26 protein-coding genes are annotated in these 17,376 nt (G+C 45.9%); 2 read left to right on the forward strand and 24 right to left on the reverse strand.

Annotated elements, in window-relative coordinates; all coding sequences use genetic code 11:
* The first annotated feature begins 198 nt into the window (after positions 1-198).
* The gene (locus tag ICN46_RS03080) at positions 199-1,677 is read left to right on the forward strand and encodes a tetratricopeptide repeat protein (protein ID WP_216204375.1); all 1,479 of its coding nucleotides are present in this window, start codon (positions 199-201) and stop codon (positions 1,675-1,677) included.
* Here the strand turns inward: ICN46_RS03080 and tatC are convergent.
* From tatC to hisB, 14 genes are all read right to left on the reverse strand, one after another.
* A complete protein-coding gene (gene tatC / locus ICN46_RS03085) occupies positions 1,674-2,456 on the reverse strand; it encodes a twin-arginine translocase subunit TatC (protein WP_216204377.1) in 783 nt (260 codons plus the stop codon). The two genes, ICN46_RS03080 and tatC, sit on opposite strands and share 4 nt — an antisense overlap.
* Before the next feature lie 32 nt (positions 2,457-2,488).
* Positions 2,489-2,968: a Sec-independent protein translocase protein TatB gene (gene tatB / locus ICN46_RS03090; RefSeq protein ID WP_216204379.1), complete on the reverse strand. Its 480-nt coding sequence runs from the start codon at positions 2,966-2,968 to the stop codon at positions 2,489-2,491.
* 39 nt (positions 2,969-3,007) lie between these two features.
* Positions 3,008-3,226 (reverse strand): Sec-independent protein translocase subunit TatA, encoded by a 219-nt coding sequence (gene tatA, locus ICN46_RS03095; RefSeq protein ID WP_216204381.1) that lies wholly within the window; start codon positions 3,224-3,226, stop codon positions 3,008-3,010.
* A 16-nt stretch (positions 3,227-3,242) separates the two neighbouring features.
* A complete protein-coding gene (locus ICN46_RS03100; RefSeq protein ID WP_216204383.1) occupies positions 3,243-3,599 on the reverse strand; it encodes a histidine triad nucleotide-binding protein in 357 nt (118 codons plus the stop codon).
* Entirely contained in the window at positions 3,596-3,997 is a 402-nt protein-coding gene (locus ICN46_RS03105) for a phosphoribosyl-ATP diphosphatase (protein ID WP_216204385.1), read from the reverse strand. Before ICN46_RS03105 ends, ICN46_RS03100 begins: the two co-directional genes overlap by 4 nt.
* Before the next feature lie 17 nt (positions 3,998-4,014).
* On the reverse strand, positions 4,015-4,401 hold the full coding sequence (locus ICN46_RS03110) for a type II toxin-antitoxin system VapC family toxin (RefSeq protein ID WP_255538718.1): 387 nt from the start codon (positions 4,399-4,401) through the stop codon (positions 4,015-4,017).
* 8 nt (positions 4,402-4,409) lie between these two features.
* Positions 4,410-4,673 carry an antitoxin gene (locus tag ICN46_RS03115; RefSeq protein ID WP_370625474.1) on the reverse strand — a complete coding sequence of 88 codons (264 nt, stop codon included), beginning with the start codon at positions 4,671-4,673 and terminating at the stop codon, positions 4,410-4,412.
* 84 nt (positions 4,674-4,757) lie between these two features.
* Positions 4,758-5,153 (reverse strand): phosphoribosyl-AMP cyclohydrolase, encoded by a 396-nt coding sequence (hisI, locus tag ICN46_RS03120; protein ID WP_216204389.1) that lies wholly within the window; start codon positions 5,151-5,153, stop codon positions 4,758-4,760.
* A 37-nt stretch (positions 5,154-5,190) separates the two neighbouring features.
* Positions 5,191-5,619 (reverse strand): type II toxin-antitoxin system VapC family toxin, encoded by a 429-nt coding sequence (locus ICN46_RS03125; RefSeq protein ID WP_216204391.1) that lies wholly within the window; start codon positions 5,617-5,619, stop codon positions 5,191-5,193.
* Positions 5,619-5,873 (reverse strand): type II toxin-antitoxin system Phd/YefM family antitoxin, encoded by a 255-nt coding sequence (locus ICN46_RS03130; RefSeq protein ID WP_216204393.1) that lies wholly within the window; start codon positions 5,871-5,873, stop codon positions 5,619-5,621. The genes ICN46_RS03125 and ICN46_RS03130 overlap by 1 nt, the downstream gene beginning before the upstream one ends.
* A 91-nt stretch (positions 5,874-5,964) precedes the next feature.
* Entirely contained in the window at positions 5,965-6,723 is a 759-nt protein-coding gene (gene hisF / locus ICN46_RS03135) for an imidazole glycerol phosphate synthase subunit HisF (RefSeq protein ID WP_216204395.1), read from the reverse strand.
* Positions 6,724-6,734: 11 nt separating this feature from the next.
* On the reverse strand, positions 6,735-7,496 hold the full coding sequence (gene hisA / locus ICN46_RS03140; protein WP_216204397.1) for a 1-(5-phosphoribosyl)-5-[(5-phosphoribosylamino)methylideneamino]imidazole-4-carboxamide isomerase: 762 nt from the start codon (positions 7,494-7,496) through the stop codon (positions 6,735-6,737).
* A 19-nt stretch (positions 7,497-7,515) separates the two neighbouring features.
* Positions 7,516-8,178, reverse strand: a complete 663-nt coding sequence (gene hisH, locus ICN46_RS03145; RefSeq protein ID WP_216204399.1) for an imidazole glycerol phosphate synthase subunit HisH — start codon at positions 8,176-8,178, stop codon at positions 7,516-7,518.
* A gap of 47 nt (positions 8,179-8,225) precedes the next feature.
* Positions 8,226-8,813, reverse strand: a complete 588-nt coding sequence (gene hisB / locus ICN46_RS03150; protein ID WP_216204401.1) for an imidazoleglycerol-phosphate dehydratase HisB — start codon at positions 8,811-8,813, stop codon at positions 8,226-8,228.
* A 116-nt stretch (positions 8,814-8,929) separates the two neighbouring features.
* Between hisB and hisC the strand changes: the two genes are divergently transcribed.
* Positions 8,930-10,003 carry a histidinol-phosphate transaminase gene (hisC, locus tag ICN46_RS03155; protein ID WP_216204403.1) on the forward strand — a complete coding sequence of 358 codons (1,074 nt, stop codon included), beginning with the start codon at positions 8,930-8,932 and terminating at the stop codon, positions 10,001-10,003.
* 33 nt (positions 10,004-10,036) lie between these two features.
* Here the strand turns inward: hisC and hisD are convergent, their stop codons facing one another.
* The 10 genes from hisD to mlaD form a co-directional block, all read right to left on the reverse strand.
* Positions 10,037-11,362, reverse strand: a complete 1,326-nt coding sequence (gene hisD / locus ICN46_RS03160; protein WP_216204404.1) for a histidinol dehydrogenase — start codon at positions 11,360-11,362, stop codon at positions 10,037-10,039.
* A gap of 20 nt (positions 11,363-11,382) precedes the next feature.
* Positions 11,383-12,009, reverse strand: coding sequence for an ATP phosphoribosyltransferase (gene hisG, locus ICN46_RS03165; protein WP_216204406.1), 627 nt, complete (start codon positions 12,007-12,009; stop codon positions 11,383-11,385).
* A 20-nt stretch (positions 12,010-12,029) separates the two neighbouring features.
* On the reverse strand, positions 12,030-13,304 hold the full coding sequence (murA, locus tag ICN46_RS03170) for a UDP-N-acetylglucosamine 1-carboxyvinyltransferase (RefSeq protein ID WP_216204408.1): 1,275 nt from the start codon (positions 13,302-13,304) through the stop codon (positions 12,030-12,032).
* A 16-nt stretch (positions 13,305-13,320) separates the two neighbouring features.
* Positions 13,321-13,569, reverse strand: coding sequence for a BolA family protein (locus ICN46_RS03175; RefSeq protein ID WP_216204410.1), 249 nt, complete (start codon positions 13,567-13,569; stop codon positions 13,321-13,323).
* A 42-nt stretch (positions 13,570-13,611) separates the two neighbouring features.
* Complete coding sequence (locus ICN46_RS03180; RefSeq protein WP_216204412.1) at positions 13,612-14,388, reverse strand: ABC transporter permease; 777 nt, start codon at positions 14,386-14,388, stop codon at positions 13,612-13,614.
* Positions 14,385-15,137, reverse strand: a complete 753-nt coding sequence (locus tag ICN46_RS03185) for an ABC transporter ATP-binding protein (RefSeq protein ID WP_216204414.1) — start codon at positions 15,135-15,137, stop codon at positions 14,385-14,387. Before ICN46_RS03185 ends, ICN46_RS03180 begins: the two co-directional genes overlap by 4 nt.
* Position 15,138: 1 nt before the next feature.
* Positions 15,139-15,399 (reverse strand): STAS domain-containing protein, encoded by a 261-nt coding sequence (locus tag ICN46_RS03190; RefSeq protein ID WP_216204418.1) that lies wholly within the window; start codon positions 15,397-15,399, stop codon positions 15,139-15,141.
* Between the two features lie 18 nt (positions 15,400-15,417).
* On the reverse strand, positions 15,418-16,005 hold the full coding sequence (locus ICN46_RS03195) for an MlaC/ttg2D family ABC transporter substrate-binding protein (RefSeq protein ID WP_370625476.1): 588 nt from the start codon (positions 16,003-16,005) through the stop codon (positions 15,418-15,420).
* Positions 16,006-16,136: 131 nt separating this feature from the next.
* The gene (locus ICN46_RS03200) at positions 16,137-16,886 is read right to left on the reverse strand and encodes an MlaA family lipoprotein (protein WP_216204424.1); all 750 of its coding nucleotides are present in this window, start codon (positions 16,884-16,886) and stop codon (positions 16,137-16,139) included.
* Positions 16,883-17,365, reverse strand: a complete 483-nt coding sequence (gene mlaD / locus ICN46_RS03205) for an outer membrane lipid asymmetry maintenance protein MlaD (RefSeq protein WP_216204427.1) — start codon at positions 17,363-17,365, stop codon at positions 16,883-16,885. The genes ICN46_RS03200 and mlaD overlap by 4 nt, the downstream gene beginning before the upstream one ends.
* Positions 17,366-17,376: the final 11 nt, after the last annotated feature.

Below are 17,376 nucleotides of genomic sequence, written 5' to 3' on the forward strand. Positions count from 1 at the left end.
TCCATAAATTGAAAGTAATGCCCATATGAAATCGGGACCTATGAATTTTGCTACCTTTGCCCAGCTAGACTGGGGGTAAGGGTAATTAGGAGCTCTTTTTGCTTGTCAAAAGGTAGTTTTTTGGCTTTCTTCGTTGTATCTCGGCAACAAGAGCTTTGTTTTCTGTCTTTTATGCCCTTGGAATGCCAAAATTGTCATATGGCAAGTCGCGAATTCTTAAAAATCCTCAGTTACGCCCGTTTGGGTGATGTTTCTGCACAACAAAAAGTAGCCTCTGCCTACCTTGACGGATTCTTTAATACCCCTATTCAACCCTCTAATGCCTTGATTTGGTTAGAAAAAGCGTATTTTTCACTACAAAATCAGGAGCTTACAGATGAAAGCTTAAGTAGCCCTCAAGTTAGACAACTTTTTACCCAAATAGCTCAGGTTCCTCTCGTGGAGACCTTCAGCTCCCCCGCATTTCCCTTTGGCTGGGATTCTTTTTGGAGAATAGCCTGGTCTGATGCATGCCCGGAATCACAAGCAGCGGCGAAATGGCAACTCATTCATCTAATACTCAACCCACTTCACGCAGAGACACAATCTCACTTAATAGAGCGGCTGAAGAAAAAAGATCTCGCAGTATCTGTTTCAGAATTAGCAACACTTGATTTTGGCGGACTCAAAAAGATAGCGCTTGAGTACTTACAAGAATTTGCCGACAAGGAATCTGCCTTCACGCGCGAAGCAAAAGAATTGCTTATTAAGTTCCAACCAAAAAATGAGTCACTTGCTTCTCTTTGGAGTGCCTGGATTGAAAATCAGAATGAGGATGCACTCATTCAGGCTGCGGAACTCGGACTTACCGAAGCCAAACTTATCCATGGCCTACGTCTAGCGCAACTCGACGGTGATGTGGGCGCCAAAAAGTCCACTGACAACAAATCGAATGCCTCACTTAAAAAAGCAGCTTATTGGTTAGAGTTAGCCGCCAAAGATGGCGATCGCGATGCTTGGTATACGTTGGGTGAAATTTATCGTCGCCCACAATTTTCTGGTTACAACGCAGCAGAGAGCGATCGTTGCTTTGACCGAGCCGCTGATCTAGGGCATGCACAGGCCCAATTTCGTAAAGGGGCAAGTCTTTGGCGCAAGCGCGAAAAAATAGAAGAAAAGGTGCGTGGCCTCCAAGCATCGTATTGGGTTTGGCAAGCCAATCAACAGGGAGTGCCTGAAGCTAAAGAGCTGCTTTCTAAAATCTTAGAAAGCAGCGCTCATCCTAAGCAGAACGAATGGCATGAGCTGGCATTATGTGCGGAGCAAGCCTTAAACCATCATGCAGAGCACAAGCTGGATGTTGATTGGATGCTGTTATGTCACCGCCTCATCATTGCTAATCAATTTAACTTCAGCAAGGCTGAGTTATTGCTTGCGGAAGTTGGGCAACTGCAACACGAACATTGTGTGGTGGTAGATATTCGCTGGGAGCTGCCGAAGATACTCCCGCGGCTGATTCAGATTGAAACCATTCAACAACGTCGCGTGCTGCTTGCAGCAGGTAAAGCATTCGCCGGCACAGAGTCAGATTTAGAAGGAAATCTACGGCAAAGACGCTATCGATTTGACAGGGTAGTTGAGTGGTTAAACAGAACTTTTACAGCTCAAACAGAAACAGAGCTTGCGAAGGTAGCTTAAGCCTCATCCTCTGCTGGTTTGGGCACATAAAATCGAGCTACTAAAAGACCTAGCTCGTAGAGCAAAGTCATAGGAACCGCAAGCAGCAGTTGCGATAAAACATCTGGCGGTGTGACGATTGCAGAAACTACAAAAGCGCCCACAATGACGTAAGGTCGAATCTCCTTGAGCTTGGCCAAGGACACAATTCCCATACGCACTAGAACCACTACAACTACTGGTACCTCGAACGTAATCCCAAAAGCAAGAAAGGTTGTCATAGCAAAACTAAGGTAGTTGTCGATATCAGTCGACATCTCAGCCCCCAGAGGCGCGTTATAACTTGCCATAAATTTAAAGACGGTTGGGAACACCAAGAAATACGCAAACGCCATGCCGATAATGAAAAGGCTATAACTGCTCACCACTAAAGGCAAAATCAGTTTGCGCTCATGCAGATAGAGTCCGGGTGCAATAAATGCCCACAGTTGATACATCACCACTGGCAGCGCAATCACGAAGGCAACCAACATCGTGACTTTCATGGGTACAAAGAATGAACCAGTAACATCGGTCACAATCATCTTGCCGCCCGCAGGCAATGCTTGCAGTAAAGGCTGCGCAAAAAGGTGAAAAATATCCGGAGCCCAATACACCAAACCTACAAATACAACGATGATCGCTAGCGCGGCTTTAATGACGCGATCGCGCAATTCAAATAGATGCGAAAGAAATGACTCCTGCAGCCCCTCGCTTGACTCTGATGAGTTTGAATCTGAATTTGGATTATTTTGCGCCATTAGAGAACGGTATTGGGTCTTTTATTTTTTGCTTAATTGCTATTTGAACTGTGATGAAAGCGCTTCATTCTGGCAGCGCCAGATTGCACACGAGTTCTAATGCCAGCGGAGCGCTTAAACCAAACCGGCCTTGCAGCACGCCTCACGCCCCAACTGTTACGGCCTTGCCGTTTGGACTTGCGTAGCACTTCTTTTTCATCAAGAAATGGCTTTGAGAAATTATTCTCAAAGATATCAGCTTGATCGCTCAGATTTGCGCTAGCCTCTTGAGCGGCGGAATGAATACTACCCTCCACCTCTTTTAAGACTGCAGCGCTCTCTTCTCGCAACTGTTTGAATTCTTCAATCTCCATTTGGCGATTGACTTCAGATTTAACGTCGGCCATGTAGCGCTGTGCTCGACCAAATAGATTGCCAGCCATACGCGCCACTTTTGGCAATCGATCTGGCCCCACCACCACCAAGGCAACAACTGCGATTAGTGCAAGTTTTGAAACCCCAAGATCGATCATGTGAACTTCATCACTACCAATGCATTACGCACGGATCGCTTACTTAAGGTCTTTAGCTTGTACATCAACTGTTTTTTCTGCGTTAGCTGAACTTTGTTGGATTTGTTCTTTTGGCTCTTCAGAAGACTTCATGCCATCCTTAAACCCTTTAACTGCACCACCTAGGTCTTGCCCAATGTTGCGTAATTTCTTGGTACCAAATACCAACATTACGATCACCAAAACAATTAACCAATGCCAAATACTGAATGAACCCATGCTTACTCTCCTTGGATTATTTTTTCCAGGGACGCGGACCGCCCATCACATGCAAATGCAAGTGATAAACCTCCTGCCCTCCATCTGCCCCATTGTTTACCATCAATCGAAAGCCGCCTTCTTTTCCAGGACGGCAACCTTGTTCTTTGGCAAGAAGTGGGGCCAATTCCATCATTCTACCTAGCAATGGCACATCTATGGCTTGGGCCGACTCCAGCATAGGGATATGTTTTTTGGGAATGAGTAAAAAATGAATGGGTGCGGCTGGGTTGATATCTTTAAATGCGTAGATCTCCTCATCCTCATACACCTTCTGGGATGGGATGAGTCCTTGAGAAATCTTACAAAACAAGCAATTTGGATCGTGACTCATTCTTTATTGGCAGCTTTTCTGGCGGCTTTTTCCTCAATACCAGAGCTTCCTAGCCGGCGATCGAGCTCAGCAATGACATCTTCTGGTCGTAAATTGAACTGAGACAAGGCAATTAAGCAGTGGAACCAAAGATCAGCCACCTCACCCACTAGCAGCTTTTGTTGCTCTGGGGCCAGATTCGCTTGGCGAGAGTCTTTGGCTGCCATCACCGTCTCGGTGGCTTCTTCCCCAATTTTCTTCAAAATTCCATCATCACCCTTTGAAAATAGCAATGCGGTATAGGATGTCTTGGGGTCAGCCTGCCCTGCCTTAAATGCGTCTCGGCGCTGATCAACCACATCAGCCAAGTGGGCTAATGCAGAATCTAAACTTTGGGAGGATTTATTGCTATTGTTCATTTATGCTCTTTTGATAACTACTTGGTCCAGTCTTCAACTTTTAACTTTTTTACGCTTTTGAAGGCCTGATCATTTGTCACGAGAACGGCACCAGCCTCAAAAGCATGGGCTGCAATCTGCATATCTAGCGAACCCAGTACGGCACCTTTAGCCTCCAAGTCAGCTCTCAAGATCGCATAATGCTCGGCTACATCACTATTCCAAGCCAACACTTCAATTCTTTTTAAAAACTCCTGCACAACCTGATGAAGGTTTGTGGCATGAGGTTTTTTCGCCAGCCCATAAAGCAACTCAGCCTCAGAAATCACCGATAAGCATAGCTTATCCATTGGTAGGCTGGTAATTCTTTTGCGCACTAGCTGATTTTGCTTTATTAGACTACTAACCGTATTGGTATCAAGCATATATCTCATTAATCGTTAATCCCATGGAAGGGATTCCGATTTTGAGTGCCTTGATTTCTATCCTCAGGGCTCAAAAAGTCTGATGGAATATCGGCGCTCTTGAGTGCCAAGAAAAAACCATCCCAATTATCGGGCTTGCGAGACAAGATTAAGTCTCCAGTGGCTGCATCCTGCCGTATAAAGACCTCTTTTTCTTGAAAGCGAAATGCTGCTGGCAATCGAATTGCTTGACTTCGCCCATTCATGAAAATTTTTGCTGTCTGACTCATCATCTTGACTCCTTGGTATATATCAAAGTATATACCATAATAGAGTGGTCTGTCGTCACTTTCTATACCGTTTGTCGCAAACCAAGATCAGTCTTTACTGATTTTTTGCCAATCTAACTTACTAGAATCCCATTTCTGAAAAAAACAGCTATGTTCCCCAGTGTGGCAGGCGATACCGTCTTTTTGCTCCACTATTAGCAAAATAGTGTCGCCGTCGCAATCTAAACGAATTTCCTTCACTTTTTGCGTGTGACCAGACTCTTCACCCTTGTGCCACAACTTTTGTCTGGAGCGCGTCCAATAAACAGCCTCACCTAAGCGCAAGGTTTCCATTAGCGCATCGCGGTTCATCCAAGCCATCATCAAGACATCGCCACTGTCGACCTCTTGGGCAATGACAGGTACAAGACCTTGCTCATTCCAGGCAACCGCTTCTAGCAATGCTTTATCTTGCGTCTTCGGGTTTGATTGCTTGTTTATCATTTTTTCTTTACTTTGACAGACCTGATCAGTATGTTGCCTAAGCCCCCAACTGCGTCACCCCAACTTTTTTCATTGCGTCTAACAGGTCTTTATCCAAGGTCGCCAAAGGTATGGCGTGTCTCATCGCTAACTCTAAATAGGATGCATCATAAGAACTCAGTTTATACGCTCTTGCTAGGTGTAGAGCCGTTCCAAATGCAAGCCCCTGTGTTATTGAATCGTTTTCAATTCCCATTTCCCGAATTGTCTCTAAAAAATGAGCGCTGCGAGTTTCCTCCAGCCGTCCCATATTCTCAGCTCTCGATATGACATTAGCAATCTCTAACGGCCAAATACCTGGTGCAATAGGGGTATGAGTTTTAGCAGCAATCAAATTCAAAACATTTTCTGCATACTGCCGATCTTGTGTGCCACCATCATTAAAAAGCCAACGCATCACCACAGAGTTATCTAATACAAAATTCATTAATCTCTTCCCGCGCTGATAAGAGACTTGATATCTAGGTTATCTTGAACAGTGGTGCTTTTCATTAATGCCAACATTTTGTGAGCAGCAACCGTCACCAGGCCCAAATCCTCAGATGCAATAGGCATTAAATCTGCAATTGGTTTTCCGCGTTGTGTAATGCGGACAACTTGACCGGAGCTTACCTTTCTTAGTAGCTCCGCTAAATGCGTTTTTGCTTCAAATGAACCAACAACAATAGGGATTGATTTCATATATTATCCAACTGGTTTATTAAACTAGTTTATTATAAGTCACCCAGATTTGCAATCCCCAGCACAAAAAGGGCTTACAGCAGTCGCCGCTCTAAAGTCGGACTGGAATACCTTGGGCAGCCATGAATTCTTTTGCCTGACCAACGGTATATTCACCATAGTGAAAAATACTAGCGGCCAAAACCGCATCGGCATGACCCTGAGTAATGCCGTCTACTAAATGCTGCAGATTGCCCACGCCACCAGATGCAATCACGGGCACGCTCACCGCATTACTAACAGCCGCGGTTAATGCCAAATCAAAACCATCTTTACTGCCATCGCGGTTCATACTCGTTAACAAAATTTCACCGGCGCCGCGTTTAGCAACCTCATCAGCCCAATCCACGACATCAATACCGGTTGCTGTGCGGCCGCCATGGGTAAATACCTCCCAGCGACCTGCTGCAGTTTGTTTTGCATCAATTGCCACAACAATGCATTGAGAGCCATAGTAAGCAGCAGCATCCGAAACTAAATCTGGATTAGCAACTGCAGAAGAATTCATGCTCACCTTGTCAGCGCCGGCATTGAGTAAGCGACGCACATCAGCAACAGCACGTACGCCACCGCCAACAGTTAAGGGTATAAAGACTTGTGAGGCAACAGCCTCAATAATATGCAAAATAAGATCGCGGCCATCTGATGTGGCAGTGATATCTAAAAAGGTTAGCTCATCAGCACCCTGTAAATCATAGCGACGCGCAATCTCTACCGGGTCGCCTGCATCACGCAGACCGACAAAATTCACACCTTTAACAACGCGCCCCGCTGTGACATCAAGGCATGGAATCACTCTTTTAGTTAACACTAATAGGCACGCTAGATAATTTTTTTAGCAAATTTGAGTGTTAACTCATCTGCATATTTTTGTGCTGCAGCAAGATCAAGGTCTCCAGAATAAATGGAGCGGCCAGCAATAACACCCATGATGCCCTCCTCCTCTACCTGACACAAAGACGCTATGTCCTGATTGTTTGATAGGCCACCGCTAGCAATAATTGGAATACGCACAGCTTGTGCCAACTTCACCGTAGCATCAATATTGACGCCCTTGAGCATGCCGTCACGCCCAATATCTGTATAGATAATGGCTTCAACGCCATAGTCTTCAAATTTCTTGGCAAGGTCTATGACTTCATGGCCCGTGATTTTGCTCCAACCGTCGGTAGCTACTTTGCCATCGCGCGCATCTAAGCCAACCATGATGTGGCCAGGAAATGCCGTGCAAGCGTCTTGCACAAATCCAGGGCTCTTCACCGCTGCAGTGCCAATGATGACAGTGCTAATCCCATCATCCAATAAACGTTCGATAGTTTCTAAGTCACGAATACCGCCACCCAATTGCACAGGAATCTCATCCCCCACTGCTTTGAGAATCGATTTGATAGCGGATTCATTTTTGAGTTTTCCGGCAAACGCGCCATTGAGGTCGACTAAATGCAAACGCCGTGCGCCTTTACCAATCCAATGACTTGCCATGGCACCGGGGTCTTCAGAAAAAACCGTGGCTTTATCCATATCACCTTGTTCGAGTCGAACGCAGTGGCCGTCTTTTAGATCAATCGCAGGAATCAGCAGCATAGCAAAGGGTTAAAAAGTATTAAGGTTTCCAGGAGGCAAAATTTTTATACAGCATCAATCCGTATTCTGCACTTTTTTCCGGATGAAATTGTGTTGCGAAAATATTATCTCGTGCCACAGCAGAAGTAAACCAACTACCGTATTCGGTTGAGCCAGCAATATCTTCATTGCGTTGCGGTACAACATAGTAACTATGTACAAAATAGAAACTACTTAAATTCGGAATCCCCGCCCACAGTGGGTGCTCAGAATCTTGTCGAACCTGGTTCCAGCCCATATGCGGAACCTTATAGGCAGATCCGTCAGCTTGTTTTTGGCCCACTAATTCAAAGCGACGAACCTCCCCAGGAATCAAGCCTAGGCATTTAGTCCAGACAGCATTCTCGCTAGCCCTTACCTCGGCACTCCGGTCAACGAGCATCTGCTCGCCCACACAAACGCCTAAAAGCGGTTTATTTTTAGCTGCCTCTAGAAGCGCCTCAAGCAAGCCAGACTCATCCAAATGCTTCATACAGTCTGGCATTGCACCTTGCCCAGGCAAAACTACACGATCAGCAGCAGTGATTTCTTCAGGCTTACGCGCGATCAGAACATTGTCATCAGGAGCTACATGATGAAATGCCTGAAATACGGAACGGAGATTCCCCATTCCGTAATCAACGATGGCAATAGTTTGCGCCAACTTTTAGCCTGTCTCTATTATTTTCTGGCAACTAGCAGCGTTCTAGATTACAGGCTACCTTTAGTTGAAGGAACAACGCCAGAGGCGCGTGGATCTAAAGTCAAAGCCATGCGCAAAGCACGTCCAAAGGCTTTAAATACAGTCTCAATCTGATGGTGGGCGTTAATACCGCGCAAGTTGTCGATGTGCAAAGTCACCCCGGCATGATTTACAAAACCACGGAAAAACTCAATACTGAGATCAACATCAAAGTCACCGACCCGCGCACGAGTAAACGGCACATTAAATTCGAGGCCCGGACGACCAGAAAAATCGACCACAACGCGCGATAAAGTCTCGTCCAAGGGCACATAGGAGTGACCATAGCGGGTAATACCCGCCTTATCTCCTACCGCCTTAGCAAAAGCTTGCCCTAAAGTAATGCCCACATCCTCAACAGTGTGGTGATCGTCAATATGGGTATCGCCATTAGCCACGACCTTCAAGTCAATCATGCCGTGACGTGCAATCTGATCCAGCATGTGATCGAGAAAAGGAACGCCCGAGGCTAGTTCAGCCTTGCCAGTGCCATCTAAATTGATGGCTATTTGAATTTTGGTTTCCGAAGTGTTTCGGGTAACGTCGGCTTGCCGCATGCTTCGTTGCGCCGCGAGGCGAAGTGTTGATTGAAGCCTCATAATATCATTGCTAGTACCAATGTAAGTATTGGATTTAATTCATTTTCCTTCTGATTTTTGACTTGAGTACCCTCATGAGCCGTTTTTGGAGCCCCGTTGTTCAGTCCTTGACCCCTTACACCCCAGGGGAGCAACCGCAAATGCAGCGGCTGGTGAAGCTCAACACTAATGAGAGTCCTTATGGACCATCTCCCAAGGCCCTGGCCGCGATTCGCCAGCAAACCTCCGATGATTTGCGCCTATATCCTGATCCAGAGGGGGTTGCCCTCAAGCGAGCGATTGCCGATTTACATGGGCTCGACCCTAAGCAAGTATTTTTGGGCAATGGATCAGATGAAGTCTTGGCTCACGTGTTTCTTGCTCTACTCAAACAAACCGATGCCGTCTTATTTCCAGACATTACCTATAGCTTCTATCCAGTCTATTGCAAGTTGTTTGGCATTGAATACAAAAACATACCATTGGGACCTGACTTCGAAATTCAGGTGGCTGACTATGAATCGCCTAATGGTGGCATTATTTTTCCTAACCCCAATGCCCCTACTGGCAGATCCATCCCACGCTCAGAAATTGAAGCACTACTCTCGAAAAATAAAAACTCTGTAGTTGTGATCGATGAGGCCTATGTTGATTACGGCACAGAATCTTGTATTCCGCTACTGCGTGGGGCTAACTGCCCTGAAAATCTATTGGTAGTGCATACGCTTTCCAAATCGCGTGCTCTTGCAGGGTTAAGAGTAGGTTTTGCAGTTGGTCATCCAGCTTTGATTGAGGGTCTGGAGCGCGTAAAGAATAGTTTTAACTCTTACCCATTGGGACGTCTAGCACAAGCTGGCGCCATTGCTGCTATTGAAGATCAAGCGCATCTTGAGGCAAGCTCCACTAAGGTCATACAAACGCGCGCCCAACTTGTAAAAGAACTGGCTGTATTAGGTTTTGACACGATTCCCTCAAGCGCTAACTTTATTTTCACTCGCCATCCAAAACATGCTGGCGTAAAAATATATCAAGCATTGCGTGATCGCGGCATTATCGTGCGGCACTTTAAGGCGGCGCGGATTGAAGAATTTCTACGCATCACCATTGGCACTGATGAGCAAAGTCGTGAATTGATAGGGGCGCTAACAGAAATTCTGGCTAGCGCTTAATTAGTTACACGGTAAATTATTCTAGATTTGCTTTTATTTTTTGAGGCGCATTTCAGCGGCACGAGCATGCGCCTGCAAACCCTCACCATGAGCTAGCGTACTAGCTACCGCACCCAGTGTTTGGGCGCCAGCCTCACTCACCTCAATCATGCTTGAACGTTTAATAAAATCATAAACGCCAAGTGGAGATGAAAAGCGTGCAGTGCGCGCTGTTGGTAGTACATGATTTGGTCCGGCACAATAATCGCCAAGAGCCTCGCTAGTGTAGTTGCCTATGAAGATCGCGCCCGCATGACGTATCAACTCAGCCCACTTGCGTGGCTCGGCAGCGCAGATCTCCAGATGCTCGGCGGCAATCGCATTAGCAATCTCGCAAGCCTCCTCCATGTCTTGTACCTGAATTAACAAAGCACGATTAGCCAAAGAGGCTTCAATGACTTTCTTTCTTGGCATTTCTGGAAGTAAGCGATTGATGCTAGCTTGTACTTTCTCGATAAATTGAGCATCAGGACAAAGCAGGATCGACTGAGCAAGTTCATCATGCTCTGCTTGCGAAAAAAGATCCATCGCAACCCAATCTGGGTTACTAGCGCCGTCACATAAGACTAAAATCTCTGACGGGCCAGCAATCATATCAATGCCGACAGTGCCAAACACTCGGCGTTTAGCAGCGGCGACATAGGCATTCCCTGGGCCAACAATTTTGTCAACTGAAGGAATGGTTTTGGTGCCGTAAGCTAATGCGCCAACTGCTTGAGCGCCACCAATCGTAAATACACGATCAACTCCTGATAAATAAGCAGCTGCTAGCACCAAAGAATTACGCGCGCCATCAGGCGTAGGCACCACCATAATGACTTCGCTCACACCTGCAACTTTTGCCGGAATGGCATTCATTAATACGGATGATGGATAGGCTGCCTTACCCCCTGGCACATAAATACCAACCCGATCTAGTGCCGTGACCTTTTGGCCAAGACGTGTTCCATCCGACTCTTGATATTCCCAAGAATGGCAACCCGCTTCGATTTTTTGTCTCTCGTGATAAGAGCGCACTCTTTGGGCAGCAATATCTAAAGCATTTTTTTGTTCTGCTGATAAACCTTGATAAGCTTGCTCTAGCTCTTTAGAAGAAATTTCTAGCTCAGCAACAGTCGAAACGCCTAAACGATCAAATTGCTTTGTAAAACTAAGAACTGCCTCATCACCTTTGGCTTTGACTTCTGCCAAGATTTTCAGAACGGCTAAATCAATAGCCTCATCGTCAGCCATGGGCAAAGAAAGGCTCGACAACAGAGTTTGTTTAAATTGTGCGTCTTTACTATTAAGGCGCTTGACTTTAATTTCTACAGAGGACATTGGATGAGTTGTCCTGTTCTTTACTTCAGCTGCTCAAAGAAAGGCTGTAACTGTGCGCGCTTGCGTTTATACGAGGCTTGATTCACAACCAAACGCGCGCTGATATCCGCAATTGACTCAACCTCTATCAAACCATTTGCGCGCAAAGTATTGCCCGTAGAAACCAAATCCACAATCGCATCTGCTAAACCAACCAAAGGCGCTAGCTCCATAGAGCCATATAGCTGGATCGTATCGATATGTACGCCTTTGTTCGCAAAGTGTTCACGTGCACAGTTGACATACTTAGTGGCAACCTTTAGACGAGAGCCTTGCTTAACTGCAGCAGCGTAATCAAAGCCTTCGCGCACAGCTACTGACATGCGGCACTTGGCGATGTTTAAATCAAATGGCACATATAAGCCATCAGTACCTTTTTCCAGCAATACATCTAAACCAGCAACACCAAAGTCGGCGCCGCCAAACTGGACATAAGTTGGGACATCAGAGGCGCGCACAATAATTAAGCGGACGTCTGGATTAGAGGTCTCAATAATGAGCTTGCGTGACTTTTCAGGATCTTCGAGCAGACGAATACCGACCTTAGATAAGATCTCGGCGGTTTCTTCGAAAATACGCCCCTTCGAGAGGGCTAGTGTCAATTTCATGGATCAATTATCCACCAGGCTTACTTTACCCGCTGAATGTCGGCCCCCAAGAGGGTTAACTTTTGTTCCATACGGTCATAACCACGATCTAGATGATAAATCCGATCGACTTGGGTTTCGCCCTGAGCGGCCAACCCTGCAATAACCAAACTCGCTGAAGCTCTGAGATCGGTTGCCATCACCACTGCCCCGGATAGCTTTTCAACGCCTTGGGCAATAGCCGTATTACCCTCAATGGCGATATCAGCGCCCAAGCGATTGAGCTCCTGAACATGCATAAAACGATTTTCAAAGATAGTTTCGGTAATCATCGAGCTACCACTCGCAACCGCGTTAACGGCCATGAGTTGGGCCTGCATATCGGTTGGAAAGGCTGGATATTCGGAAGTACGAAAACTGACTGCCTTAGGGCGAGAAACCATGGATGCCTTAATCCAATCTGGCCCTACTTCCATTTTTAAGCCAGCCTCTTTGAGCTTCACAATAACTGCATCCAAAGTATCGGGGCGACACTGTTTTACTAATACCTCGCCACCAGCGGCGGCAACAGCACATAAAAACGTTCCGGCTTCGATGCGATCTGGAATAACTGAATGCTCTGCGCTGTGTAACTTTTCTACGCCCTCAATCACTAGACGATCACTACCAATGCCAGTAATCTTGGCGCCCATTTTGACCAAGAGCTCAGCCAAATCGCCCACCTCTGGCTCGCGCGCAGCATTTTCCAAAATGGTCGTACCCGATGCAAGGGTTGCAGCCATTAACAGATTCTCAGTGCCCGTGACGGTAATCATGTCAGTCAAGATATTGGCGCCCTGTAAGCGATCTTCAGGAGATTTTGTCTGCGCCTGAATATATCCACTCTTAATTTTGATCGTGGCGCCCATCGCCTTTAAACCTTTGATGTGCTGATCTACTGGTCGCGCACCAATGGCACAACCACCAGGCAACGATACTTTTGCGCTATACATCCTCGTGAGTAGAGGCCCCAAAACCAAGATGGAGGCACGCATGGTTTTCACCATCTCGTAAGTAGCTTCCGAGCTTTTAATATCAGCGGCATTCAATACCAAATGGCTGCGATCACCCGTATCTGGAAAGCTGACTGTCACACCAATTTCTTGTAAAAGCTTGAGCATCGTACGCACATCCTGCAAATCAGGTACGTTACGCAATACGATCGGTTGATCGGTCAACAAACAAGCACATAGAATCGGTAACGCGGCATTTTTAGCACCAGCAATCAGCACCTCACCCTTTAAGGGTGTGCCGCCAACCATTCTTAATTTATCCATAAATCAATTCCAATATTTATGCGGCTGAGTTTTGTGCAAACTCTTCGGGTGTAAAAGCCTTGATTGATAGAGCATGCACTTCGGCTTTCATGCGATCACCCATGGCGCCATAGACCAATTGATGTCGCTGTATTAAACGTTTGCCCTCAAACTCGGGACTCACAATCGTGGCAAAAAAATGTTGGCCATCGCCCTCAACCTGAATATGGCTGCAGACAATTCCTTGCTTAATATAGCCCTCAATTTGTTCGGGGGTTGGCAACATCTTAAGTCTCCTGATGAATCTATTAAATACAAATATCCGTTTTTAGTGTCTAAGCTTATAGCCCATCTTTAGCATACGCAATGCGATTGCAGAAACTACTACTAAGAAACATAAAACAATTGCCAAGCTATTCCATGGAGAGATATCGGATACCCCAAAGAATCCATAACGAAATCCATCAATCATGTAAAAGAACGGATTGAAGTGCGATACCACCTGCCATGCGGCCGGTAATGAATGTATGGAATAGAACACTCCTGACAACATCGTGGCAGGCATGATCAGAAAATTTTGAAAGGCCGCCAGTTGATCGTATTTATCAGCCCAAATTCCAGCAATCAAACCTAAGCTACCCAGGATAGCAGCGCCCAAAAATGCAAAGGTCAAAATCCATAGCGGATATTCAAGTGCTGGAGGGGAGTACCAAGCCGTGATGAGAAATACACCCAAACCCACCACAACCCCTCTGAACACTGCTGCAAGTACATAAGCCGCATAAAACTCAAAGTGACTTAGGGGGGCTAGTAAAACAAAAACCAAATTACCGGTAACTTTTGACTGAATCAATGAAGAAGAGGTATTGGCAAACGCATTTTGTAGCAAGCTCATCATCACCAAGCCAGGAATTAAAAATGCGGTGTAGCTTAAGCGACCATACATTTCTCGACCTTCAAGCACATGCCCAAAAATCATCAAATACAAAATAGCCGTGAGGACTGGCGCTGCAACAGTCTGAAAACCTACCTTGTAGAAACGTTTGACTTCCTTGCGCAATAGGGCCGGAAAGCCGCTACCGTACTTTAGTGGTGGATTTTTCATAAGGCGTTCCCAGACATGATGTTGACAAAAACATCCTCGAGATCGGTCTTGCCTTCGCCATCTTTTTTTACGGAACCATAACGGCTCAATAAATTAGCGGTGGTGTCTAAGGCAACAATGTTGCCCTGTTTGAGCATGGCAATGCGCTGACATAGGGCCTCAGCCTCTTCAAGATAATGCGTAGTTAAAACAATCGTATGCCCATCTTGATTGAGTCTACTAATAAATTGCCATAGTGATTGGCGTAACTCAACATCTACACCGGCTGTTGGCTCGTCCAGAATAATGACTGGTGGTCTATGCACTAGAGCCTGCGCAACTAAGACGCGCCGCTTCATGCCTCCAGACAAAGAACGCATGTTGCTATCAGCCTTACTAGTCAGATCTAGATTGGCGATGATTTCGTCAATCCACGCGTTATTATTTCGAATGCCAAAGTAGCCAGACTGAAACTGCAATGTTTCACGAACAGTGAAAAAGGGGTCAAAAACTAATTCTTGCGGTACTACACCTAGAGCGCGGCGAGCCTCACGAAAATGACTTTGGACATCTGCACCCATAATCAATGCATGACCTTGATCGGCAACGACCAAGCCCGCCAAGATAGAAATTAAGGTTGTCTTGCCAGCCCCATTGGGACCAAGCAAACCAAAGAACTCGCCCTGCTGTATCTCAAGCGAAACCTCATCCAAGGCCTGAAGCGCGCCATAGTTTTTAGATATTTTTTTAATCGAAATTGCTGCAGGCATGCTATTCAAGGCCCAATAATTGTGAAACACCGTAAACACCAGCCAGCACTTTTAATTTTTCAGGGGCGTTTACAACAGAAATTGTCTGCCCCTTAAACAGTAATTTTTTCTGCCAAGCCATTAACAAGGTTAATACTGTTGAATCAAAATCTATTAAAGCTGAACAGTCAATAGTTCCCAATGTGGCCATATTGAATAACCCATCCCGCTCAAGCTGTACCGCATTTTCTTGGGTAACTTTACTAGGCAGAAGAAAAGGCATTGCTCTGGAGTCTTTCAGTTAGTTTGTTGGCTTAGTAGCAGCTAATTGCTTATTGCGCTCTTGCAAAAACTTGATAAGGCCTTCAATTCCATTTTGGCTAATTTGGTTTGCAAACTGATTCCGATAGGCCTCAACCAACCAAACGCCCATGATATTCATGTCATAGACCTTCCAACCATTGGCTGTTTTCTCTAGACGATAGTCCAACGGCACTGGATCGCCACGACCAAGCACAACGGTTTTTACAACCACCTCCTTGTCGTCTGGCGCCGCACGCAAAGCTTTAAATTGCACCGTCTGGTCGCGCAGCTGACTCAAGGCACCAGAGTAAGTCCGAATCAATAGACTCTTAAATTCTGAAACCAGCTGAGTTTGTTGCTCTGGGCTTGCCTTCTTCCAGTTAGGGCCCATTGCCATCTCGGTAGTGCGTCGCATGTCGGTATAAGGAACAATTTTCTTCTCAACCAAATCAACGATGCGCGGAATATTACCTTTTTGGATTTCAGGATCAGATTTGACGGATGCCATCACATCTGAAACAACCGTTTTAATTAAGCCATCTGGGCTTAATTGATCTGAAGTCTGAGCCAATGCGCTGCCAACCATCAACAACAAGCTGGAGACCACACCTAAAACTACCACAGCAAATTGCTTTTGCATTGTTTTGTAGCTTTTCATATATTCCTAATTGACCGACTGATTGAGACCTAATTTTAGCCTCTTAACGCCAGCTCGGCTTACTCGTAGCTATTCATATAGGGAGGCATCAGGGGCTCTTCATCCTCGCGCCCCTCGTTGATTTGATATTGCCGTCTCTGTATGTAAGCATCCCGCATAAAGCTGTACTTATCAATCGCAGCGCCATCGAGCAAGTCTCCTGCCTCGTAGTAGGTATTTCGCGCATTTACAACCCGCAAACCGGTAATGCTATTACGCAAGCCTACGTCTGGGATGTACTTAAAGAGATAGTCCGTTTCTAAGTCAGCGGCAGTCCCAAAAGTATCTCGAACAGAGCTTGGTCCAAAGAATGGCAACACTACATAAGGACCTGAAGGAATACCCCAAACCCCAAAAGTCTGACCCCAGTCCTCTTTATGCTTCTCAAGACCGCCAGGTGTCGCCATATCAATGAAACCACCCAGACCAAACGTGGTATTCACCACCACTCGCATGAGATCATTAAAAGCATCGGCTGGCTTGCCTTGCAGGAGGTTATTTAACGCAGTGTAAATATCGTTGTAGTTGCTAAAGAAGTTATAAATGCCTTCGCGCACAAATTCTGGCAAAACGAATCGATAGCCAGCCACTACAGGCTTCAGAAGATAGGCATCCAGACCTTCATTGAACTCGAAAACAGAGCGATTAAAAGGCTCCCAAGGATCGTTCGGGGAAGGCTCTACTCCGGCGGGGATTGACGCACAACCGACCAACACGGCAGTAAAAAAAATCACAAAAGCATGTTTCAGCTTTGTAACCCAAAAGATCATTTTGCCGCGCCCTTGTCTTGACCACTATCGGCTGCCTTGTTATACAAGAATTGGCTGATCAAGTTTTCTAGAACGATAGCAGATTGCGTTTGCGCAATTTTTTCACCATTAGCCAACATATCATCAGAACCGCCAGCCTCCAAACCAATATATTGCTCGCCTAGCAAACCCGAAGTCAAAATCTTTGCAGATGAATCTTTGGGAAACTTATAGCCCTCCTCGATAGTCATGACGACAGTCGCTTGGTAAGTTTTGTCATCAAATGAGATATTGGCAATTCGCCCAACCACAACCCCAGCACTCTTTACTGGCGCACGCGGCTTTAAGCCGCCAATGTTGTCAAAGCGTGCAGAAATTTTATACGTAGGTGCAAATGAAACTGCGTTCATATTACCAACCTTCAGCGCAAGAAATAATGCAGCCAACAAGCCAATAGCTACAAAAATTCCTACCCAAATATCAATTGCACTTTTTCTCATAAGAGCCTCAG

The organism is Polynucleobacter sp. Latsch14-2 (assembly GCF_018881925.1).
Taxonomy (GTDB): Bacteria; Pseudomonadota; Gammaproteobacteria; order Burkholderiales; family Burkholderiaceae; genus Polynucleobacter.